This window comes from Lachnoclostridium sp. An169, from assembly GCF_002160525.1.
GTDB lineage: Bacteria > Bacillota > Clostridia > Lachnospirales > Lachnospiraceae > Mediterraneibacter > Mediterraneibacter cottocaccae.
In genome coordinates this window covers 285,614-307,029 of sequence record NZ_NFKT01000002.1, presented here as the reverse complement: position 1 = coordinate 307,029, position 21,416 = coordinate 285,614, and the positions used below count along the sequence as shown (strand labels likewise).

General features: G+C 50.6%; 20 protein-coding genes. 2 read left to right on the top strand and 18 right to left on the bottom strand.

What is annotated here, in order from left to right; genetic code table 11:
• The first annotated feature begins 388 nt into the window (after positions 1-388).
• Complete coding sequence (locus tag B5F07_RS02885) at positions 389-661, top strand: GNAT family N-acetyltransferase (protein WP_087159763.1); 273 nt, start codon at positions 389-391, stop codon at positions 659-661.
• A gap of 45 nt (positions 662-706) precedes the next feature.
• Here the strand turns inward: B5F07_RS02885 and B5F07_RS02880 are convergent, their stop codons facing one another.
• The 15 genes from B5F07_RS02880 to B5F07_RS02810 all read right to left on the bottom strand — a co-directional run bounded on the left by B5F07_RS02880 (position 707) and on the right by B5F07_RS02810 (position 17,147).
• Positions 707-1,378 carry an ABC-2 transporter permease gene (locus B5F07_RS02880; protein WP_162613040.1) on the bottom strand — a complete coding sequence of 224 codons (672 nt, stop codon included), beginning with the start codon at positions 1,376-1,378 and terminating at the stop codon, positions 707-709.
• A 2-nt stretch (positions 1,379-1,380) separates the two neighbouring features.
• Positions 1,381-2,226, bottom strand: a complete 846-nt coding sequence (locus B5F07_RS02875) for an ABC transporter ATP-binding protein (RefSeq protein WP_087159761.1) — start codon at positions 2,224-2,226, stop codon at positions 1,381-1,383.
• A 27-nt stretch (positions 2,227-2,253) separates the two neighbouring features.
• Positions 2,254-2,655 (bottom strand): GntR family transcriptional regulator, encoded by a 402-nt coding sequence (locus B5F07_RS02870; RefSeq protein ID WP_087159760.1) that lies wholly within the window; start codon positions 2,653-2,655, stop codon positions 2,254-2,256.
• Between the two features lie 93 nt (positions 2,656-2,748).
• Positions 2,749-3,057, bottom strand: coding sequence for a PadR family transcriptional regulator (locus B5F07_RS02865; protein WP_087159759.1), 309 nt, complete (start codon positions 3,055-3,057; stop codon positions 2,749-2,751).
• Positions 3,058-3,132: 75 nt separating this feature from the next.
• Positions 3,133-4,449 (bottom strand): DUF2812 domain-containing protein, encoded by a 1,317-nt coding sequence (locus B5F07_RS02860; protein WP_087159758.1) that lies wholly within the window; start codon positions 4,447-4,449, stop codon positions 3,133-3,135.
• Positions 4,450-4,561: 112 nt separating this feature from the next.
• A complete protein-coding gene (locus tag B5F07_RS02855; RefSeq protein WP_087159757.1) occupies positions 4,562-5,512 on the bottom strand; it encodes a DUF1848 domain-containing protein in 951 nt (316 codons plus the stop codon).
• 77 nt (positions 5,513-5,589) lie between these two features.
• Positions 5,590-6,027 (bottom strand): acyl-CoA thioesterase, encoded by a 438-nt coding sequence (locus B5F07_RS02850; protein ID WP_087159756.1) that lies wholly within the window; start codon positions 6,025-6,027, stop codon positions 5,590-5,592.
• A 23-nt stretch (positions 6,028-6,050) separates the two neighbouring features.
• Positions 6,051-7,415 carry a DNA repair protein RadA gene (radA, locus tag B5F07_RS02845; RefSeq protein ID WP_087159755.1) on the bottom strand — a complete coding sequence of 455 codons (1,365 nt, stop codon included), beginning with the start codon at positions 7,413-7,415 and terminating at the stop codon, positions 6,051-6,053.
• Between the two features lie 78 nt (positions 7,416-7,493).
• Entirely contained in the window at positions 7,494-7,907 is a 414-nt protein-coding gene (locus B5F07_RS02840) for an endosialidase (RefSeq protein WP_087159754.1), read from the bottom strand.
• 107 nt (positions 7,908-8,014) lie between these two features.
• Positions 8,015-10,462 (bottom strand): ATP-dependent Clp protease ATP-binding subunit, encoded by a 2,448-nt coding sequence (locus B5F07_RS02835; RefSeq protein ID WP_087159753.1) that lies wholly within the window; start codon positions 10,460-10,462, stop codon positions 8,015-8,017.
• Positions 10,463-10,533: 71 nt separating this feature from the next.
• On the bottom strand, positions 10,534-10,902 hold the full coding sequence (locus B5F07_RS02830; RefSeq protein ID WP_087159752.1) for a GntR family transcriptional regulator: 369 nt from the start codon (positions 10,900-10,902) through the stop codon (positions 10,534-10,536).
• A 156-nt stretch (positions 10,903-11,058) separates the two neighbouring features.
• On the bottom strand, positions 11,059-13,350 hold the full coding sequence (locus tag B5F07_RS02825; protein ID WP_087159751.1) for a glycoside hydrolase family 3 C-terminal domain-containing protein: 2,292 nt from the start codon (positions 13,348-13,350) through the stop codon (positions 11,059-11,061).
• 48 nt (positions 13,351-13,398) lie between these two features.
• Positions 13,399-14,340 (bottom strand): carbohydrate ABC transporter permease, encoded by a 942-nt coding sequence (locus B5F07_RS02820; protein ID WP_087159750.1) that lies wholly within the window; start codon positions 14,338-14,340, stop codon positions 13,399-13,401.
• Between the two features lie 14 nt (positions 14,341-14,354).
• Positions 14,355-15,320 (bottom strand): ABC transporter permease, encoded by a 966-nt coding sequence (locus B5F07_RS02815; RefSeq protein WP_162613039.1) that lies wholly within the window; start codon positions 15,318-15,320, stop codon positions 14,355-14,357.
• Between the two features lie 27 nt (positions 15,321-15,347).
• A complete protein-coding gene (locus B5F07_RS02810; protein ID WP_140397972.1) occupies positions 15,348-17,147 on the bottom strand; it encodes a hypothetical protein in 1,800 nt (599 codons plus the stop codon).
• 212 nt (positions 17,148-17,359) lie between these two features.
• On the opposite strand from B5F07_RS02810, the gene B5F07_RS02805 reads away from it, so the two are divergent.
• Positions 17,360-18,583: a helix-turn-helix domain-containing protein gene (locus B5F07_RS02805; protein WP_087159747.1), complete on the top strand. Its 1,224-nt coding sequence runs from the start codon at positions 17,360-17,362 to the stop codon at positions 18,581-18,583.
• A gap of 148 nt (positions 18,584-18,731) precedes the next feature.
• Here the strand turns inward: B5F07_RS02805 and B5F07_RS02800 are convergent, their stop codons facing one another.
• Genes B5F07_RS02800 through phoU form a run of 3 tightly spaced genes read right to left on the bottom strand, consistent with a single transcriptional unit; the run spans position 18,732 to position 21,415 of the window.
• A complete protein-coding gene (locus tag B5F07_RS02800) occupies positions 18,732-20,054 on the bottom strand; it encodes a sensor histidine kinase (protein ID WP_087159746.1) in 1,323 nt (440 codons plus the stop codon).
• On the bottom strand, positions 20,051-20,725 hold the full coding sequence (locus tag B5F07_RS02795; protein WP_087159745.1) for a response regulator transcription factor: 675 nt from the start codon (positions 20,723-20,725) through the stop codon (positions 20,051-20,053). The genes B5F07_RS02800 and B5F07_RS02795 overlap by 4 nt, the downstream gene beginning before the upstream one ends.
• A gap of 21 nt (positions 20,726-20,746) precedes the next feature.
• The gene (gene phoU, locus B5F07_RS02790; protein ID WP_087159744.1) at positions 20,747-21,415 is read right to left on the bottom strand and encodes a phosphate signaling complex protein PhoU; all 669 of its coding nucleotides are present in this window, start codon (positions 21,413-21,415) and stop codon (positions 20,747-20,749) included.
• Position 21,416 lies beyond the last annotated feature (1 nt).

Sequence of the window (21,416 nt, the reverse complement as noted above, 5' to 3'; positions counted from 1 at the left end):
GCGGCTTTTTAAGTTCCCGTCATCAGCGACAGGTGCTATCTTATCACTCCTGGAAGCAATTGTCAATGTTTTTTCTATTTTTTATTTATTTCAGACAATTCACACAATTTACTCTTTTTCCGTCCTTTATCCCCTCATTTCATTTCTTCTATTATAATATATCGGCTTATTTTTGCTTTACTGCAAAAAAAACGAATAGCTTCACAGCATTTTGCTGCTTGTGCCTTCATTTTATAATCGAATTATCGCGCAATGCTTGACAAAGCATTCTCACCGCCTAAAATAAAATCAGGTATCCAACGCATCAAAACTCGACGTACAGATACTCTTATAATTAAAAGAATAAACGGAACCATGTTCCGGTATCTACTCAAAGGAGGAAAACTGAATGAATTTTTCACACAATGAAAACCAGATTGCACTCTATTCTGAAACAAATGAACTGTTAGCTGAAATCACTTTTCCCTATCTTGACAGCAAAACAGTCGATGTAAACCATACGTTTGTTGACAGCTCTCTGCGGGGACAGGGCATTGCCGGAAAATTAATGGAAGAGCTGGTTAAAGACTTAAACGAACGCGGACTTAAGGCAGTACCATCCTGTTCCTACGCTGCCGGCTGGTTTGAAAAGCATCCGGAATACAAAGATCTTGTAAAATAGATCTTTGTAAAGGAAGCTTTTCCGGATACAACGCTCTGCTTCTGACTAAAATTCTTTTCGTTCCATAATGTGGCGGCTGCACAGCCAGGAAATCGTAAGCAGTATGATTGCCAGGATTGCAAATACAGCCGCCACCCCTGCATTTCCTGCTATTCTAAAGAATTTCATCATGGAAGCTTCCAGATTCCACTGGTATTTTCCGTTCAGCCGTACAACACCGATCAGCAGGAATATCAGCCCCCACACAACCAGCGGAAGAATAAGTTTTCCGTTTGTTGCACCAAATTTTAGATACAGAGGTATCATAAGGGCTATATAGAAGATCCCCATAATGGCGCAGCCACCCAAAAACAAAATCATTTCTTCCACATCAACACTTGCCGTTCTGCTACCCGGAATCAATATTCCGACAGCTGTACATATTCCCGAAATGAAAAGCACAGAAAAAATCATCCCTGCTCCTACCAGATATTTTTCACTGACATAGCCTTTTCTCGTCACCGGAAGTGTAAAAAGATAAGCAAAACCGCCCTCTGCCTCATCAAAAGAAATAGTATTTGATGTCAGCATTGCCGTCGCAATCACGAAACAGCTAACCATCATCATTGCAGTTCCCTTTGAAAACAGTTGGATAACAACAATAAGCAAACCGCCTGCGCCAATCCACTTTATCTGATTTTTTAAAATACAGAAATCTCTCACCAACAGACCTCTCATCGTCATCCCCCTCCTGTCAGCATAGCGACAACCTCTTCCAGATTGATATCTTCCACAACCAGTTCCGGATAATTTTCACGGAAAAACTGCTTCTGTCCCGTCAGGCAGTCATATCCGTAAGCTTCACGTCGGATTTTCAGGATATATTCCCTTTCCACTTTTCCATACTGTACCGGATCTGTTTTGACCAGCCCATACTCTGTCAGCAGGGTATCCATACTCTCATGAAGGATAATATTTCCTTCATGAAGAACATAGATGTCATCACAGAGCCCTTCCAGGTCTGACGCAATATGGGAACTGATCAATATACTCCTCGCGTCGTCCTCTTCCATATACCGCCGCAACAGATCCTGCACCATACGCCGGGAGACAACATCAAGTCCTGCAGTCGGTTCATCAAGCAGTAGAAAGTCTGCTCCGTGAGAAACTGCACAGACCAGTTTCATCTTTGACTTCATCCCTGTTGAAAAATCTTTCACAGGACGATCCAAAGGAATGCAGAATTTCCCGCACATCCCCCGATAATATTCTTCATCAAACCGGGAATACATCGCCTTTAACATTTCCTGCATGTCTCCGGCTTTCAAATATCTGTTCATTCCGGATCCAGCCAATACAACTCCTATTTTCTCTCTGTCTTTGCTTCCAAACTTCTCGGGAGACTTGCCAAACAAGGAAATATCGCCGCTATCCGGAAACGCAAGACCGAGAATCATTTTAAAAAGCGTACTCTTCCCGGCGCCATTTTCTCCTACAAGTCCCGTAATACTCCCTTTTTTCACCTCAAGGGAACACTCAAGAGCAAATGTTCCATAACGTTTCTTCACTCTTCTGATTTTCAGCATTTTCCTGCTCCCCTCTCTGCACTCTCCCTAATCTCTCCAATTTTTTCCGTCTCTTTGCTCCTCCTGAATCAATTCCAACATTTTCCTGATGTCTTCGTCTGACAATCCACAGTTTATCCCCAGACATACAGCATTCTCCAGGGCTGTTTCTACTTCCCTGCGCTGTTCTTCCATTATTCTCTCTGTATTGCCAGGTATAACATAAGTTCCTTTTCCATGTACAGTAACGGTAAATCCCTGTTCTTCCAGACTGTCATATGCCTTCTTTACAGTAAGTGCACTGATCTTCAATTCTCTTGCCAGTGTTCTTACCGAGGGCAGCACTTCATTTTCCTTCAGCCGTCCGGAAGCTATCTGCGTTCTGACCTGTTCTACGATCTGTTCGTAGATCGGCACCATCGACGAACCATTGATGATTATACTCTTCATCTTCAGTCTCCTTATGATAAACAGTATAAAACAGTGTATAACTGTTGTCAACTGTTATACACTGTTTGTTCTTCATTTTATTTTCTTTTCCTGTTATTCCAACAACCCTCTCGCATCCTCTGTCATGGTAATAAGCCGTCTGTATTCCTCCCGGAGCATGTCTTTCCCCTGCTCTGTAATTATATAGGATTTCCTTCTGCCCTCCTCCGCTGTTTTCCGGATCACTCCGTTTTCCTCGAACTTTGCCAGCATCGCATAAAGGGTGCCGGGGCCGACGCGGACTCTGCCTTTCGAGATCTGTTTCACCTTTTCCATAATATCCACGCCGCAGCACTCCTGCATCAGCGCAAGAAGGATATAATACATCGGTTCCGTCAATGTCTGAAACTGCTCTCTTGCCATCTGTTATCCACATCCTTCCTGATCTCCGGCTCTTTTTTCCTCAACTTCAACCTCTGTGTTCACAGCCGCCTTCATTTACAGCCCCAACTTCTCTCTCACGATCCCGATCTGTTCTTCATCGAGTGGTTCATCTACATGTATCACCAGCACTGCCCCGTCATACCTTACACGGTAACTCCGTGTATCCAGTAATGTACCGGTATCTTCATCATGCCAGCGTCCCATATAGGCCTCCCTGGCGCCCCAGAGTTCCGCGCACTCTTCATCGTTCTCTGCTGCTTTCGTTTCATCGCGCCACACATATTCCAGTATCTGCGGGAACTCGGAACGGTAAATCCGATAATCCAGAGTGTCTGCCCGGTCCCATTCTCCATCACCGTTATCATCCACATCATAATACAGTACAGCGTAAGTCATACTTCCGAAAATGCTTTCCATATACTCATACTCTGCATACGAAACTTCTCCATCCAGCTCCCGGTAATCTGTCTGCCGGAGAGGAAGCTCTTCCGCCACAGCCATCTGCTCCGCCGGCGAAGCTTCCGGGGCATTGAAAACCCAGACAAACGCGGCAATAGTGATTATAAAGACAACGGCAAGACTGCCGGCGATCTGCGCCGCCCAGTTGCCGCCCCTGGACGGACGTATCACAGATATCCCGAGATACAGAAGCATTACAGCAGCAATCCCGATGATGAAAATAAAGATTCCCATCTTGTTCTTTTCCATCCCAAAGAAGATCACGCCTCCTGCAACAAGCAGCAACGTCAGGGCACCATAGAGCCATCGGCCTTTTTTCCCGTAAAAACGGACCGGTCTGCCCAGCCTGATTCTCCTTTTCATAGAGACATACCAGATGTTCAGATAAATAAGCTGCACAATACGCACCACTGTTATCAGCGGAATTATCGCCAGAATAAAGATCCACACATTTACAAAAAGACGTTCGGCCTGCGCAAATAACTGGGCATACTGTAATGCTGTGAAGGCAGCCAGAAACAGCACATTCGATAACAGCACACGCCCCTCTGCTTTCCTGATATTTTTCAGCTTTTCTTCCTCTGTGACAATAGGCGGCGCATCATCCTCCATTTTCCGGAAGATACAGAATTTCCTCTGGCCGTCGATAAACTGCCATCCCGCCGCCTGACAGTACTCGGCATATTCCTGAGCATCGTCTTCCGGCCTTGTATCCATCTCTGTCCCTTTGGGAAATACTTCCACGTCATATGTGATATCCGCAGGTTCTCCTTTTTCAAAGATCAGCCCTGCACTCCACTCTTTAAAGTGCCATCCTTTCAGTGACATCCCGTGGAGATATTCGGCAAATTCATCGCACTCAACGTACCGGAACGGCTGAAACGCCCTCCTGATTTTCTTTCTGCTCTTCATACGGATCCCCCTCTCTACGGAGTACAAATATATTATCGAGTATCGATATTTCTAATTACACTATATTATCGATACTCGATATTGTCAAGGGATTTTTAGAATTTTTCAAAATTCACAGATCTTCCAGGGAAATCTGCAGATCTTTCAGGCTTTTCATCCGCCGTTCCGTGATCCGGTCCCCCTCTTCCACCTGTCCGCACAGGAGCGGGGAATGTATATCATATCTGCTGCTCATGCGCCGGACTGCCTCAGCGGAATCATTTGCATAGCAGTACCGGCATCCGTTTCTGCATGTGTGGTATGTTCCCGCTTCCACACTCTCCACACATCCGCAGAACAGGCGCTGTCCGTGATCTTTCTTTGCTTTCAGTGAGCATCCGAGCAGATCCCCGATATATTCCCGGTCAATACAGGCGCCGTGCCGGATCCCGTACTTTTCCAGGTCAATCTGCTCCGCGCAGGTCTGGATCTGCATCCCGAAGCGTCGCGCCAGAGATGCCAGTTTCCGTGCCAGCTCATTCATTTCCTGTATGGAAGGAGCTTTCACACGACCGCTTACTGCCTTTTCCATATTTCTCTGCGTTTTTGCATAGATGTCCAGAAAGCTGATCACAACTCTGCCGGTATATCCGGAAAGAGCCCCGGCTATCTCCGCGAAGGCACGCTCATGATACTCCATGGTATACCGGCCGGTCAGAAAAATCGGGTCGTACCGCCAGATCACTCTTCCTCTCCCGATCCGGCGGGAAAGTTCCTGAAAAGCGGGGATCAGAACACTTCTCTTATCCGGAAGCCCCGGTTCGATCTCCCGGCCGTACCCGGTAAGTGTAAACTGAAAATAATAAGGATACTCTTCAAATTCATGAAGCCGCGGCAGCATATTCAGAGGATTCTTTGTCCAGAATACGATACAGTCGATCACATCCGGATTCAGGCAGATCCGGCTCAACTGATGAAAGTTCATGGGATTCCTGACCAGAAGGTATCCCTCCCGGAACCTCTCGGAGAGCCACTCCGAATAAAACGCCGGAATATCCGTCCGCCTGCTGGCGCTCAATATCATACTATTCCTCCTGTGTCTTCTGTCTATCTGTGTCTTCTGTCTATCTGTGTCTTCTGTCTATCTGTGTTTCCCGTCCATCACTGCTTTCCGCCGGTCTCCGGCTTCAGTGCCTCCATCGCTTTTGAAAACTCTTTCATTTCTTTATCTATCAAAACAGGTCTTCCGTTACTTTTCAGGAAACAGTGTGTTGTCGTCCCGTATGCGCTTAAGACACCTCCCTCACTCAGATTGTAAATGTCATATCGAAGGGTAAATTTCACCCGCCCCAGTTCCTGCAGGGAAACCGTGATCTTCACTTCATCGTCAAACTTCACGCTCTTCCTGTACTCGCACTCTGCATGAAGCACCGGACTTAAGTACCCCATTTCCTCGAATTTCCGGTAAGGATATCCCATCTGGCTGAGTACGTCGATGCGCGCCTCCTCCATCCAGCGGATATAGTTGGAATGATGGATAATCCCCATCTGATCTGTCTCATAATATTTTGCTGTTCTGATATATGGCTTTATCTCCATCCTGCTGACCTCCTGTATTTTTCTTAAATATACGCCATCACATCGTTAATCGTCCTGACGCCCACCAGTTTGATTCCCTTCACATCCCGGAGCATCTTCATGCTCACCTCCGGGAGAATACAGGTCTCAAATCCCAGCTTGCGCGCTTCTGCAACCCGCTGTTCCGGCATGTTCACCGCCCGGACCTCACCGCTTAATCCCACCTCGCCGAATACAATGGTCTTCTCATCCACGGGGCGGTTGCGGTAACTGGACACAATCGCCATGACGATTCCCAGGTCAATGGCCGGCTCGTTCATACGGATTCCTCCTGCGATGTTGACATAGGCGTCGCAGTTTCCCAGAGACATCCCCAGCCTTTTCTCCAGGACTGCCATCAGAAGATTCACCCGGTTATAGTCGGTTCCGGCGGCGGTCCGGCGGGGCATCCCGAAATTGGAGTGGCAGACAAGCGCCTGGATCTCAATAAGGATCGGACGCGTCCCTTCCATGGAGCAGGCAACCACAGAACCGGAGGCATTCTCCGGTTTTCCGCTGAGCATATACTCGGAGGGATTTTCCACCTCGGCAAGTCCGTCCTGCCTCATCTCAAAAACCCCGATCTCATTTGTGGAACCGAAACGGTTCTTCACTGCTCTTAAGATGCGGTACGATGCATGGCGGTCTCCCTCGAAATACAGGACCGTGTCAACCATATGTTCCAGCACCCGAGGTCCCGCCACGGTCCCCTCCTTGGTCACATGTCCGACAATAAAAATGGGGATACACAGCCCCTTTGCCAGCTGCATGAAGACATTGGTGGACTCCCGTACCTGGGACACACTCCCGGGAGCGGACGCCACCTCCTCACTGTACATAGTCTGGATGGAATCAATAATCACAAGCTCCGGCTTCTCATGCTCGATCACACCCCGGATCGTCTCCAGATTCGTCTCGCACAGGAGCAGCAGATTGGAGGAAAAGGTCCCCATCCGGTTTGCCCGGAGACGGATCTGCGCCTGAGATTCCTCTCCCGATATATACAGGATCTTCTTCATCTCCGCAAGCCTCTGGCAGACCTGGAGCAGCAGGGTTGATTTGCCGATGCCCGGGTCTCCGCCCACAAGGACCAGGGATCCCGGCACGATTCCTCCGCCCAGCACCCGGTCCAGTTCCTTTATCCCGGTGCAGCATCTGGCGTTGTCGTCCGCGGTCACTTCCACCAGCGGAATCACCTTTGCCTCCCGCACAGTCCGGGCAGAAGACGTAGTACCTTTGGTCACACTTCCTCCGACCTTCTCCTCCACAAATGTATTCCATTCCTTGCACATGGGGCACTGTCCGAGCCACTTTGACTCCTCATGCCCGCAGTTCTGACAGTAAAATATACTTTTCTTCCCTTTTGCCATTCCGGCCTCCTCTGTAAAAACAGGGTGGATAATCTATCCACCCTGACTGTTCTTATTTTTAAACCGGTATTCTCCGGATCAGCATTTTGCAACTTTAATCTCTGTGCTCTGATCTGCTCCGAGCTCCACGCTGACGCTGAGCTTGCCGCTTAAGTTCGTATTCATCGTACCCGCAGAGTTGCCTCCGATAAACACTTCGTATTCACTCTCCGGCTCAAGCTCCAGGGTAAACTGCACGTCTCCCGGTGCAGACACGGTAAAAGCGACCTCGTCCTCCGTCTCGCGGAAATTCTCCACCGTACTTCCCGGCACGGACTCATAGACGAACATTCCGTTCTTCTCCAGTTTTGTAATGCCGGAAAATGTCTTTACCTTGTAGATATCTCCCTCAAATTCAAAATCATCCTTCTTTGTCTTGGACGCAAGAGTGTAATCTCCAAAGCTCAAGGTTCCGTCACTTTCTGCGCGCAATAATTCTTTCACAGCTGCCATTTTTTAATTTCCTCCTAAGTATTTCAGAATATCTCTGCTACCGCTATTATATACTAAATTTTCCGCTTTTTCTACTGGAACATTTATGCGTTTTCCCGCAAAAATCTCTACGCGGTTTCGTCCCCGTTTCTCACAAAAAACTTCAGTTCCTTATGGGCTGCACCCACTTCCACGCGGTCTCCTTCCCGGATCTCCCCGTTCAGCACCGCGTCTGCAAGTTTGTCCTCGAGTTCCGTCTGCAGCGCCCTGCGAAGCGGCCTGGCTCCGTATTTGGCATCCGTACCTTTCTCTGCAATCAGATTCTTTGCAGATTCCCTCAGTACAAGATGAATATTCATCTGCTCCTCCAGACGGCGGGTCAGCTCCCTGCACATCAGGGAAACGATCTTCTTTAAGTGCGTCCGCTCAAGAGAGTGGAACACGATGATCTCGTCGATCCGGTTTAAGAATTCCGGGCGGAAGATCAGCTTCACCTCATCCATCACATTCTGCTTCATCCGCTTGTAGTCGTCCGCCGGATTCTCCTTCACGGCAAACCCGAGTTTCTTCGGATCAACAATCGCCTTGGCCCCGGCGTTGGAAGTCATGATAATGACCGTATTGGAAAAATCCACTTTTCTTCCCTGGGAATCCGTAATGTGTCCGTCATCCAGCACCTGCAGGAGAATGTTGAACACATCCGGATGGGCTTTCTCTATCTCGTCAAAGAGCACGACCGAATAGGGATGGGTCCTCACCTGGTCGCTGAGCTGTCCGCCCTCCTCGTGTCCCACATATCCCGGGGGCGAGCCGATCATCTTGGAAACCGAATGTTTCTCCATATATTCGGACATGTCCACACGGATCATGGACTCTTCGCTTCCGAAAAGCGCCTCCGCCAGAGCTTTGGAAAGTTCCGTCTTTCCAACGCCGGTAGGTCCCAGGAAAAGGAAGGATCCGATGGGCCGCCTGGGATCTTTGAGCCCGACTCTTCCCCGCTTCACTGCGCGAGCCACGGCGCTGACCGCCTCATCCTGCCCCACGACTCTCCGGTGGAGCTCTGCCTCCAGTTTTTTCAGGCGCTCCGTATCACTCTGCGCCAGCTTCTGAACCGGCACTTTCGTCCACGCAGACACAACTTCCGCAATGTCTTCCTCCCCAACCACAGGGTGGGAAGATGCGCTCTTTTTGTGGAAACGTTTTTTCAGGGCGTCCAGTTTTTCCCGAACCAGATCCTGCTCCTTCTGTATCATGGAAGCCTCCGCAAAATCACCGGCACGGATGCTATCCTCCTTCTGTACCGCCAGTTCCTTAAAGGAATCTTCCAACGCCCTCAGATGCTCCGGCACACGGTATCCTCTCAGACTTACGGCGGAACACGCCTCATCCAGTACATCGATTGCCTTATCGGGAAGGTTGCGGTCTGTAATGTAGCGCTCAGAGAGATAAACCGCTGCCCGCAGGGCTTCCTCACTGATCTCCACCCTGTGGTGAGTCCGGTACTTTTCTTCCAGACCTTTCAAGATCTCCAGACACTGTTCCCTGGTAGGCTCCTCCACGGACACCGGCTGGAAGCGGCGTTCCAGAGCCGCATCTTTCTCAATATATTTCCGGTACTCCGCGATCGTCGTAGCACCGATCAGCTGGAGTTCGCCTCTGGCCAGAGAAGGTTTAAGGATACTGGAGGCATCGATCGCGCCTTCCGCTCCTCCTGCTCCGATCATCGTATGGATCTCATCCAGGGACAGGATCACATTGCCGCAGGACTCCACCTCGGAGATCAGTCCTTTCATCCTCTCCTCAAACTCCCCGCGGTATTTTGAACCGGCGATCAGTCCCGGAAGATCCAGGGTATAGATCCTTTTGCCTTTCATGGACTCCGGTACGATCCCCGAAGCGAGGCGCTGTGCCAGCCCTTCCACTACCGCAGTCTTCCCGACGCCCGGTTCTCCGACCAGACAGGGATTATTTTTCGTCCGCCGGCTCAGGACCTGCATCAGACGGTACATTTCCTTCTCTCTCCCCACAACGGGATCCAGTTTTCCCTCCTCCGCACGGGCAGTCATATCCGTGCAGAACTGTTCCATCATGGTGCCGCCCCTTGTATCCTCCTGCAGTTCATCCTGGTATTCCTTCGGATCTGCGCCTGCCGCAGTCATAATATCCTGGAAAATCTTCTGCAGATTGATGCTCAGGGTGATCAGTATCTTTGTTGCCACGCAGTCCACATCGCGGATCATGGACAGGAGCAGATGCTCCGTCCCGATCTGGGAAGAGTGGAGACGCTGCGCCTCTCTTGCACTGTTCTCCAGAATGTAGCGGAGCCTGGGGCTCTCCTGCGGCTTCTGTCCCCCAAGCACATCGCCGGAGGGCGCGATCAGCTCATCCATAAGATGAAGAATCTTCTCCTCCTCCACGCCGTTCTGGGCGAGGATCTGCCCTGCCACTCCCGTATACTCTTCCCGGAGCCCGAGGAGAAGATGTTCGCTTCCGATATAAGGATGCTTCATCTCCCGGGCCGTTTTCGAGGCGTACCGGATAACCGCCTCCGCCTGTTTTGTATATGATAGGTTCATGAATCCCTCCTGGTCACATTATTTATTCTTTGTAAATCATTTTCTTTCCCATGCGCATCTGCGCCGGTATTCTACACATAATCATCGAAAATCTCATCCACAAGATTATGCACTTCCTGTCTGGAAATATTCTTGCAGTGTCCTCTTGCAAGCACCAGTTTCAGCTGGCGCTTCATATCTTCCAGAGCCTCCAGCTTATCCATATCCACCGCGATCACAGCTCCCCGGCGCTTGTCCAGGCTGATATACCCCTCCCGCTTCAGGACACTGTAGGCCTTGTTCACAGTATGCATGTTGATTCCGATGGACTCCGCAAGCTGACGCACGGACGGCAGGGAATCGCCCTCGTGTATCTCCGATGTGGCGATCCCGAGGATAATCTGGTTGCAGAGCTGAATATATATCGCCTCGTCACTGTTAAAATCTACTTCGATCAGCATATTGGTCTCCTTTCCGGACAGTGTTATAGATATCATAGCACAAAACAGCGGTTTTGCAAACTAAAATCTAAAATGAAACGGCAGGTATGACTCCCTGCGAAATCATACCTGCCGCTATGCCGGTCAGCTTTTTCCCGGCACCCGTCATACAGTTTTTTACATATTCAGTGCTTCCAGAAGCGGAGCGAGCGCTTCCTTCGTCACGCCCGGGACGAAGCTTATGAGCTGCCTCAGCGGCATCGCTTCCATCATGGCAGCCATCATCTCACTGTTGATAACTCCGTTTCCTTCCTGCGAGTCTTTCATCTCCTGCGCGGAACCGCCTGACATCGCGCCTACTGCCTGTTCAAACACAGCTTTTCCCTTCGGGTCTGCCATGATCTCTCCTATGGTGGAATTAAGCGTGAACACCTTCGGGATCACCGTCTCAGACTCTACGCGGACCGGTTCGGAAAGCAGGATCTCCTGCGCGTTCTTCGCGATCTGAATCTCATACTCCCCGCTCTCCACATGCCAGTCATGGATTTCCGTACTCCAGTATGCCCATGCCCTCTTGTCAAGAGTAAATGTCACCGTCTTCGTCTCGCCCGGTTCCAGGGCAATCTTGTCAAACGCCCTCAGTTCCCTTACCGGACGGATAACCGTGCCGCCTTTCGGCGCGACATAGAGCTGTACGACTTCTTTGCCCGCGCGCGCCCCGGTGTTGGTCACATCCACGGATACTGTCAGCGTTTCACTCTCTTTGAGTTCTTTTCTGTCTGTCTTCAGATTATCATAAGCGAACGACGTATAGGAAAGCCCGTGTCCGAAGGGGAAGAGCACTTCCATCTCTTTTGACGTATAGTACCGGTATCCGACAAACACTCCCTCCGAGTAAACCGAATGGTCGTGCTCGCCGCCGTAGTTCAGGTAACACGGGGTATCCTGGAGCCTCAGCGGGAAAGTCTCCGCCAGGCGTCCGGAAGGACTGGAGTTTCCGTAAAGGATATTTACCACCGCTCCGCCCACAGCCTGTCCGCCAAGATAAGCTTCCAGTACGGCTTTCACCTTTCCGATCCACGGCATCTCCACCGGCGCGCCGTTGTGGAGGACGACCACCGTATCCGGCTGAACCGCCGCCACAGCTTCGATGAGCGCGTTCTGGCATTCCGGCATCTTAAGATGCTTTCTGTCATAGCCCTCGGACTCGAAATTATCCGGAAGACCGGCGAAGATAACTGCCGCGTCCGCAGCCGCAGCCGCCTCCACCGCTTCCTTTACAAGCTTTTCATCCGCTTTGTCTTCCGCGTCGTCAAATCCTTTCGCGTAGACGATATTCTCTTTCTTTACATTCTCAAGAAATCCCGCCGCATCCAGCGCGGATTCCACCTTAAAACTGTTGATGTGCGAGCTTCCGCCGCCCTGGTAGCGCGGTTCTTCCGCATATTTCCCGATAAACGCCACTTTTTTGTCTGCCGGAAAGGGAAGGATCTGATCCTCGTTTTTCAGAAGAACCATACACTCTTCCTCAATCCTGCGCGCGGTTTCATGGTCTTTTTCATGATGGAACACGGCGGTTTCATCCCGGTTTTCCACATATCGGAAAACGATATTAAGGAACTCCTCGCAGCTCCGGTCAAGGACCGCCTCGTCGAGCGTGCCGTTTTTCACCGCTTCGACGATCTCCCGGTCCGTACCGCCGCCGCTTCCCGGCATCTCCAGGTTGCAGCCCGCCTTCAGGGACTCCACGCGGTCGTCCATCGCGCCCCAGTCTGTCATGACATATCCGTCGAATCCCCACTCATTTCGGAGCACGTCTGTGAGCATCTCTTTATTCTCGCACAGATAGGTGCCGTTGAGCTTATTGTAGGAATTCATAATCGTCCAGGGCTTTTCCTTTTTCACCATGCCTTCAAAGGACGCCAGGTAGATTTCCCGCATAGTGCGCTCGTCCATCTCGGACGAGCTTGTCATCCGGTGGTACTCCTGGTTATTCGCCATGAAGTGCTTCGGACTTGTGCCGACATTTTTACTCTGAACGCCGTTTACAAACGCGCCCGCCATCTCGGAAGACACAAACGGATCCTCGGAATAGTACTCAAAATTCCGCCCGCACAGCGGGGAACGCTTGATATTCATGGCAGGTCCCAGAATAGTACTGACGTCCTCCGCCTGGCACTCTTCTCCGATCGTCTCTCCCAGTTCCCTTACCAGTTCCCGGTCAAAACTGGACGCCGTCGCGCAGCCCGCCGGGAAACATACTGCCTTAATACTCTCGTTGATTCCCAGATGGTCGGCCGCCTCGTCCTGCTTGCGCAGTCCGTGGGGACCGTCGGACACCTTAACCGACGGGATTCCCAGGCGCTCTGCTTCCTTTGTGCGCCAGAAGTCCAGTCCGGAACAAAGCCCTGCTTTTTCCTCCAGTGTCATCCGGGAGACCAGATCTTTTATGTCTTTTTCTGTTTTCATATTTTCCTCCGGTTGTCTGATTCATGATCTGATAAATGTTCCGATTAATTATCCCTTCACGCCTCCGAGAACCATACCTTTCTCCAGCTTCTTGATAAAGAACGGGAAAGCGATCAGGATCGGCGCCGTAGCAGCGACAATCACCGCATACTGAATCAGGTTCTTGTCATAGTTCGGATTCGTTGATTTCAAAAATTCTTCCGCGCTTGCCGTAAAGCTCTTAACCCAGAGCTGCAGTGGCCAGAGTTCCTTGTTATTCGGTATATAGATGGACGCTTCGAACCATGCGTTCCACTTCAGGATCGCGGTATTGACCGCGGTTACGAGCGCCATTCCTTTACACTGGGGCCACATCACCCGGAACATAATGGAAAAGTGTCCCGCGCCGTCGATCTCCGCAGCCTCCACATAGGACTTGTCCACCTGGGAGAAGGAATTCATCATCAGCAGCATGAAGATCGCATTGGTACATGCGGGGATGATCAGAGACCATCTTGTCCCTGTCATGCCGAGCGCACGGATGACCATGTAAGTCGGTACGGTCCCGCCGTTAAACATGGTGGTGAACACACAGAACAGAATCATCGCGCTGCGAAGTTTTGTGGGGCGGCTCAGGATATAACCTGCAAAGATATTCATCACCAGTCCGAGCAGCGTACCGCCCACTACATAGATAATTGTATTGAGATAGCCCATAATAATGGACGGATCTTCAAACAGCAGTTTATAGCCTGCCAGCGTGGCTTCCCCGACCGGCGCCCACACCGCGCCTTTGTGACTCAGCAGCGCATAGCCGTCGGAAATGGACGCCATGAATACATGCCAGAGGGGGATAATACAGATCAGGGCAACAGCGCCCAGCACAAGGGCGATCAGCACGTCCGCAATGGTTCCTCCGATTCCCGGATGCACGACCATGGACGGCTTGTTGTTCGCTTCCTCGATCTTACGCATCTGACGTTCCAGCTTACGTTCTTCTCTTTTCGTCATTTTCCGCTTCCTCCTTAATATAATGCATGTCCGGATACGGTCTTATTCAGCTTGTTGGACACCAACAGCAGGATTGTTCCGAGCACAGACTGGAACAGACCGGAAGCTGTGGCAAGCCCGTAATCGATCTGGGAGCCGAACGCCATACGGTATGTGTATGTATGAAGCACATCGGACACAGAATACGTGGAAGGCATGTAAAGGATCAGGACTTTATCCCATCCCACCATCAGGGCAGTTCCGACGGAAAGGGTAAGCATCATCATACAGACCGGGAGCAGTGCCGGGATCACGATATTCTTCACCCTCTGCCAGCGGTTCGCCCCGTCCAGGGCTGCTGCCTCCATCAGTTCCCCGTTAATATTCGCTATGGTGGTGGACTGGATGATCGAGCCCCAGCCCATGCCGATCCAGATATTCATCAGAGCGTATATGATCCAGAAAACCGGGATCTGCGAATCCGCAAGCCAGTTCTGTACCGGCAGTCCGAACAGTTTATTGAGCACCAGCGTAACCGCTCCATCGCTGTCCACAAACTGCTGTACCAGGTTGCAGACAACCACGGTGGAAATAAAATTCGGGATGTAGGAAATCAGCTGTGCGAGCCGTTTAAACGGAATCCATCTGCACTCCGAGAACAGGATCGCCAGTATGATCGGCGGGAAGAAGCCCAGCACCAGGTTGAGCACCGCCATAACAGCCGTATTTCGGAAAGCGGTTAAAAACGCGCTTCCAGAAAACAGGCGGACAAAGTTATCCAGACCTACCCACTCGCTCTGGAACCAGCCCAGACGTACCGAATAGTCTTCAAAAGCCATCAGAAGGCCGGTCATAGGTATGTAATTGAAGATAAACAGATACACCACGATCGGCAGGAACAAAAGATAGATAACTTTGTTCTTCTTAAAATCCTTCTTCCAGGACGCTTTCTTCGCCAGCTGGTGATCTGAAATATCCCTTTCTCTTTTTCTCCTTGCCATATTCATCTCTCCATATCAAGATAACTGTCAGTTCTTCCACTCCAGGACGCCATCGAGAGCCTCAATTACCTCATCCGGGTTCAGTGCCTGAATCTCGTCCTCATACAGCTGCCAGTCGGCATCGTCCATCACATCGTAAGTTCCCATGATGAACTGCGGAATCCACTGTGCAATCGTAGTGCCGGCATTTGTATTGTATGCATTGTATTTGCTCAGGTCATCCGGGCTCAGTTGTCCGCTCACATCGAGCAGGAAGCCTCTTGAACTCGTATATTTCACCCACTCGTCAATGCAGTGCTGCTTCGTCTGGCTGAAACCACGGTCAATACCGTTCATTCTGCCCATGCCGACCATTCTGACGCCGCTTGCCACCTCACCGTTGTTGGATGTACTTATCAGCGCTTCGTCTGTTACGATTGTACCGTCGTCCGCAACTGTATAGGTTGCTCTGTCCAGATCATCGCCGTATTGATAGTTTTCAGATCCCGGCACTCCCTCATCAAGCATCTCCTGGCTCAGGCCGAAGGAGAAGATCGTCGATCCCTCTTCGGAGTAGAAGTAATCGATCGCTGTCAGCAGGGTTGCGATATCTTTGTCCGCCGCCTTGTCAGTTATTACAAACGCCTGCGGAATCAGGGAATCCTGATAGAACAGATCCGGCTCATGGTTCTGTACGCTCTCATCACCGTATACATCGTTGATCGGTGATGCCGCCGCATAAACAACCGCGTTTGCCGTCCACGGGTTGGAGCCGTCCCCTACAAGTCCGTTCAGAAGCTGGGATGTCAGCCCGTACCACGCCCCGACCTGGCCGCTGTAGATGGATGCCATATCAATCATGTAGAACATATCTGATGCGCGCTCTGCAAAGTGGGGATCGATCCAGCCGTTGCTGAACCAGTTCGTCATACATTCCACATACGCGCGCATTCCATCGGAAGTCGAGGAGCACTCCGCCATTCCGTCGTCTCCGTACCGGAAAAATACGCCGGTATTAAATCCGGAGGCAAGATCTCCTGTCTGATGGACGCCCTGATACGGAAGCTGCACCGCATATCCGTCTGTCATTCCCTGGGCTTCTATCGCTTTCGCAAAGATATCCAGCATCCACTCCCAGTCACTGATATAGACCGGATCTGTGCCGCCTGACGGGAATACCACGTCGTCCACCCATTCGCCGTCTGCCCACTCACCGCTGAACGGCTCGCCGGTCTGGGGATTCGTGCCGTAATTTACGATCCAGTCGCGGCGGTACATCAGACCGCCCCAGGGATTCTTGGAGACATCTTCGTTGACATAATAAAGCTGAATATATTTATCTTCCCCGTCCACACGGTTCGTAAACATAATTTCCGGATGCTCTTCCACAAACGCCATATAGTTCGGCATATACTTTTCGACGAACTCGGTCAGGTCAATAACCATGCCCTCGTCATACATCTCAGTCGCGCCTTCACTTGCAAAAGTCAGCGGCATTATGTCCGGATACTCTCCTGTGGAAATCAAAGTATTTACATAGTCGCTCTCTGAGCCTGCAGTCGGCGCCCAGAATTCGACGTCAAGCGTCGTACCCTCTCCGTCTCCGTCTGCATCCCATTCCAGGCTTGTCCAGTAGGCCGCAACCGGGTTGTCCCCATAGTTGTCGTAAATGCCTTCCGGAATCGCAGTATTTACCATGTAGGTAAACTCTGTGGATTTTCCGACGGTATTGATGTCCTCCACATCATTTGATCCGCTGCCGCCTTTTGCACCGCAGCCTGCGAGAGTTCCCGCGACCAGTGCTGCGCCGAGCAGCATTGCCATGATTCTCTGTGTTCTCTTTTTCACTTTCATGTCCTCCTTTTTGTTTAATCCAGTTTCCTGTTGTGTTCATACTACCACAAGGGTATTTATGTGTATTGTAATTTTGAATTATATATTGTAATTTTAACTTGCCGTTCAGAAAACCATCGTTTATAATAAGATTATATTTATAATGGGATCGTAAGAATACATGTAAAAAGACTGTATTGACGCAGAACAGATTTGAGGAGGCTGCTATGATTAAAGATATTCCGGCATTCTGCCGCCTGTTTTACCTTTCCACAGGAATCCCGGTAAGCTGTTATCACATTCCTGATGAATCGTCCAGTTCTTTTCCGGAGATTCCTTATGACCAGTCTATCTTTATCAAATATCTTTTCCCCGGAACACGTCTGAAGAAGAATCCGGACTATTACTTCGCCCAGTCGCTCTGCCATTTCGGCAGCATATATGTCAGCAGTCAGAAAACAGTCGTCATACTCGGTCCGGTTTTCAGTACGCCCGTGTCGGATTCCGTACTCCACAGCTTCATGCTTGAATGGGCGGTCAGCCCGGACGCAAGAGACGAGCTCGCCGCGATCCTCTCCGCGATTCCCCTGTATCCTGTTTCCCGTTTTGTCCAGACGCTTGCCCTGGCCCATTTTGCGCTGAACGATGAAGAGATTAATGCTGGCACCCATTTTGGTCTTGAGGATACCGGAATCATCGCTTCAATCTCCAATGCACATTCCGACCATGTGATCAACGCACGGGAGACGCAGCAGCTCCACAATACATACCGTTTTGAGCAGCAGCTTTCCAGTCTGATCCAGAACGGCGATGTCCTGAACTTAAGAAAACTGCTCGCAGAATCTGCTATCCTTCACCAGGGAGTGATGGCAGACAACACGCTGCGCCAGGAGAAGAATATCTTCATCACCACCACTACGCTTGTGACTCGAAGCGCGGTGATTGGAGGAATGGATGTGGAACAGGCATACAACCTATCCGACCTCTACATCCAGGAATGTGAGCGTTCCCAGGATATTGCCCACATCTCCTCTCTGTCCTATGCCATGATTATCGATTTCGCGGAACGGGTAAGCCAGACCAAGATCCCCCAGGGTATGTCCCCGGAGATCTTCCAGTGCATCCAGTTCATCGCGCACCATATCAACGAACCGGTCCGGGTCAGTGACGTGGCGGAATATATCGGCAGGAGCCGTTCCTATCTTACTGCAAAATTTAAGAAAGAACTGGGATTTGACATCAGCCATTTTATCATGCGGTACAAGCTGGAAGAAGCCAAAAGCCTGCTGACGTATTCAGATAAGTCACTGGGGGAGATCAGTTCATACCTCTCGTTTTCCAGCCAGTCCTATTTCCAGAATGTATTTAAGAAAAAATACGGAATCACCCCCCTGCAGTACCGCAACCGTTCGCTTCTGGAGCGCCGTGTTCCCGTTTCCGGCTCTGATTGATCAGGAAAGAAAGCTCCTGCCGGAAGACACTCAAAGCACGCATGGAAAAAGCGGCTGCAGGAATTCCTGCAGCCGCTTTTTCCATGCGTGCCTGACGGCCCACACATCTTTCATATACCTGTCCGCTTCATATCTCAGGCATCTTTTATCATTTTCGAACCGGAAACTGCATCTCAATCCGGGTTCCTTTTCCCGGCGTGCTGTCCACGCTGACTTTCGCTCCGTGGAGTAGCGCGCCGTGCTTCACAATTGAAAGTCCCAGCCCAGTGCCGCCGCGCTCTTTGGAGTGGCTCTTGTCCACCCGGTAGAACCGCTCGAAAATACGCTCGTGATGTTCCTTCGGGATTCCGATTCCGGTATCGGACACGCTCACCTTGGGGCCTTCCAGAGTATTTCCCACCCAGATGGATACTCTGCCGCCGTCATTGTTATACTTGACTGCATTTTCGCAGACATTGTAGATCATTTCGTCCAGGATCTGGCGGATGCCGTAGTATTTCACCGGCTCTCCGGTCAGTTCCATCCTCACCCGTTTCTGAGAAGCCTGGGGTGCAAGGCGGCTCACAATCTCACGGGTCAGCTCAAAGAGATCCACATCCTCTTTTTCAAGTTCCACAGACTCCTCATCCAGTTTGGAAAGCTTGATGATGTCCTCAACCAGCGTGATCAGCCTGCGCGCCTCCTTGTAAATTCTCTCGGAGAACAGCGGAATGTCCGCCGGCCGAACCATTCCGTTCTTCATGATCTCCGCATATCCGGAGATCGATGTGAGAGGGGTTTTCAGTTCGTGGGAGACATTTGCGGAAAACTCCTTGCGCATATTGGAGACCGCTTCCTTCTCCTTATTCTGTCTGTCCATTGCCACGAGAAGAGGAGTAAGCTCCTCATAAACAGCATTGTCCAGCGGATGTTCCAGATCCAGTTCATTGATCGGGCGGATCAGCCGTTTTGTCTGCCATCCCGCAAGAAGCATGGCAAAAATAACCATGACAACAGCGAGGATACCCATTACCGGAAGGACGTTGAGAGCAGTTCTTGCAAGTCCGTCCATCGTCTTTGCCACGCGCAGGACACAGCCGTCATCCAGGAGCAGCGCATAATAGTAAAACTCTTCCCCCAGCGTATCGGACATGCGCACATCCTCTCCCTGCCCCGTCCGGAAAGCTTCCGCCACCTCCTGCCGGGAAGCATGGTTCTCCATGTCACCGCCGTTCTCATCTGTGTCGTACAGAACGTCCCCATCCTCCGACACCAGTGTAATTCTGGTACCTTTGTCCACCTCATCCAACTGTTCCAGATAACCGGTTCCGGACATATTCACCGCAGTCTGAATATAGCGCGCCTCCTGGCGCACCTCCCCCTGCAGGACATTCAGATTCCTGTTGTAGAGGATCAGAGCCAGGATCGCATAAAACAGTACAAAAGTGATCAGCAGAATGATCATCATGCTTCTCTGAATCTTCTTTTTCATACATCTCCCCCTACACGGTAACCAACACCGCGCACGGTCTGTATAATCTCACCCCGGTCACCGAGTTTCTGACGCAGGGTACGGATATGCACATCCACAGTCCGGGTCTCCCCGTCGAAGTCATATCCCCAGATTTCCGTGAGGAGCTGGTCTCTGGTCAGCACGATTCCCTGATTTCTCATCAGCTTTTCCAACAGCTCAAACTCTTTGAGTGTCAGGCAAACTTCCCTGCCGTCCACCGTCACCTCATGCTTTTTTACATTCACATGAACGCCCGCCACATCCATGTCCATCCGGTCTTCCACCTTGCCGCTTCTTCTCAGGACGGCCTTGATCCTTGAGACCAGTTCCATCATTCCGAAAGGCTTGGTCACATAATCATCTGCACCGGAATCCAGGCCCACAACCTTGTCGTACTCCGAGCCTTTCGCCGTAACCATGATAACCGGAATACTCTTTGTCTTCTGCGACGATTTCAGCTTCTTCAGGAGCTCAAGCCCGTCATCTCCCGGGAGCATGATATCAAGTAAAATAAGCTCTGGCGTATCAAACGCCAAAGCCTCCATAAAAGCAGAACCGTCTGCGAACCCTTTTGCCTTGAATCCGGTCGTCTCCAATGTATATATTACAAGTTCACGGATGTTGTCGTCATCTTCTACGCAATATATCATCTTTCAACTTCTCCTTTTTCATCAGCCTTCATGTATCACTGCACTGTCTTTATGAACTCCGGTAATGGAAAATTCCACCCATTCCGCGATATTTGTCGCATGGTCGCCGATTCTCTCCAGATACTTCGTAACCATGATCAGATCGAAGATCCGCTTGCCGTTCTCACCTTTTTCTTCCTTGATAAAGGTAATCATCTCATCACGGACTTCCTCGAAGTAAGCGTCAATCGCATCATCCGCTTTCATTACGCTGCGGGCAAGCTCAAGGTCTCTCTGCACATAAGCAGTCACGCTGTTGCGGACCATCTTGCTGACCTCGGAAGCCATGGTTCCGATCACATGGATCTCGTCTGTCGCCGCAACTCCGCCTGAGGAAATGATAATCTCGGCAATATCAGAAGTCTGGTCTCCGATCCGCTCCATATCAGTAATCATCTTCAGCGCCGCGGAAATTCTTCTCAGATCCTTTGCCACCGGCTGCTGCTGAAGAAGAAGCTTCAGGCAGAGTCTCTCGATATCCTTCTCGAGCTGGTCGATCTCCTCATCCTCTTCGATGATGATCTTCGCCTGTTCAATGCTTCCGTCTTTCAAAGCCTGTGTTACTTTTGCGATTGCTGTCTCGCAAAACTCTCCCATCTGTGTAAGCTGCTCATCCAGACGATGCAACTGTTCATCAAACCTGTTACGCATT

Coding starts and splice junctions, on each gene's coding strand:
- B5F07_RS02800 (WP_087159746.1), bottom strand. CDS start 20,054: ATGAAAAAGAAGATTCAGAGAAGCATGATGATCATTCTGCTGATCACT.
- B5F07_RS02825 (WP_087159751.1), bottom strand. CDS start 13,350: ATGAAAACAGAAAAAGACATAAAAGATCTGGTCTCCCGGATGACACTG.
- B5F07_RS02860 (WP_087159758.1), bottom strand. CDS start 4,449: ATGAAGAGCAGAAAGAAAATCAGGAGGGCGTTTCAGCCGTTCCGGTAC.
- B5F07_RS02870 (WP_087159760.1), bottom strand. CDS start 2,655: ATGAAGAGTATAATCATCAATGGTTCGTCGATGGTGCCGATCTACGAA.
- B5F07_RS02880 (WP_162613040.1), bottom strand. CDS start 1,378: ATGAGAGGTCTGTTGGTGAGAGATTTCTGTATTTTAAAAAATCAGATA.
- B5F07_RS02795 (WP_087159745.1), bottom strand. CDS start 20,725: ATGATATATTGCGTAGAAGATGACGACAACATCCGTGAACTTGTAATA.
- B5F07_RS02815 (WP_162613039.1), bottom strand. CDS start 15,320: ATGGCAAGGAGAAAAAGAGAAAGGGATATTTCAGATCACCAGCTGGCG.
- B5F07_RS02855 (WP_087159757.1), bottom strand. CDS start 5,512: ATGATATTGAGCGCCAGCAGGCGGACGGATATTCCGGCGTTTTATTCG.
- B5F07_RS02840 (WP_087159754.1), bottom strand. CDS start 7,907: ATGGCAGCTGTGAAAGAATTATTGCGCGCAGAAAGTGACGGAACCTTG.
- B5F07_RS02865 (WP_087159759.1), bottom strand. CDS start 3,057: ATGGCAAGAGAGCAGTTTCAGACATTGACGGAACCGATGTATTATATC.
- B5F07_RS02805 (WP_087159747.1), top strand. CDS start 17,360: ATGATTAAAGATATTCCGGCATTCTGCCGCCTGTTTTACCTTTCCACA.
- B5F07_RS02820 (WP_087159750.1), bottom strand. CDS start 14,340: ATGACGAAAAGAGAAGAACGTAAGCTGGAACGTCAGATGCGTAAGATC.
- B5F07_RS02850 (WP_087159756.1), bottom strand. CDS start 6,027: ATGGAGATAAAGCCATATATCAGAACAGCAAAATATTATGAGACAGAT.
- radA (WP_087159755.1), bottom strand. CDS start 7,415: ATGGCAAAAGGGAAGAAAAGTATATTTTACTGTCAGAACTGCGGGCAT.
- B5F07_RS02830 (WP_087159752.1), bottom strand. CDS start 10,902: ATGCTGATCGAAGTAGATTTTAACAGTGACGAGGCGATATATATTCAG.
- B5F07_RS02885 (WP_087159763.1), top strand. CDS start 389: ATGAATTTTTCACACAATGAAAACCAGATTGCACTCTATTCTGAAACA.
- phoU (WP_087159744.1), bottom strand. CDS start 21,415: ATGCGTAACAGGTTTGATGAACAGTTGCATCGTCTGGATGAGCAGCTT.
- B5F07_RS02875 (WP_087159761.1), bottom strand. CDS start 2,226: ATGCTGAAAATCAGAAGAGTGAAGAAACGTTATGGAACATTTGCTCTT.
- B5F07_RS02835 (WP_087159753.1), bottom strand. CDS start 10,462: ATGAACCTATCATATACAAAACAGGCGGAGGCGGTTATCCGGTACGCC.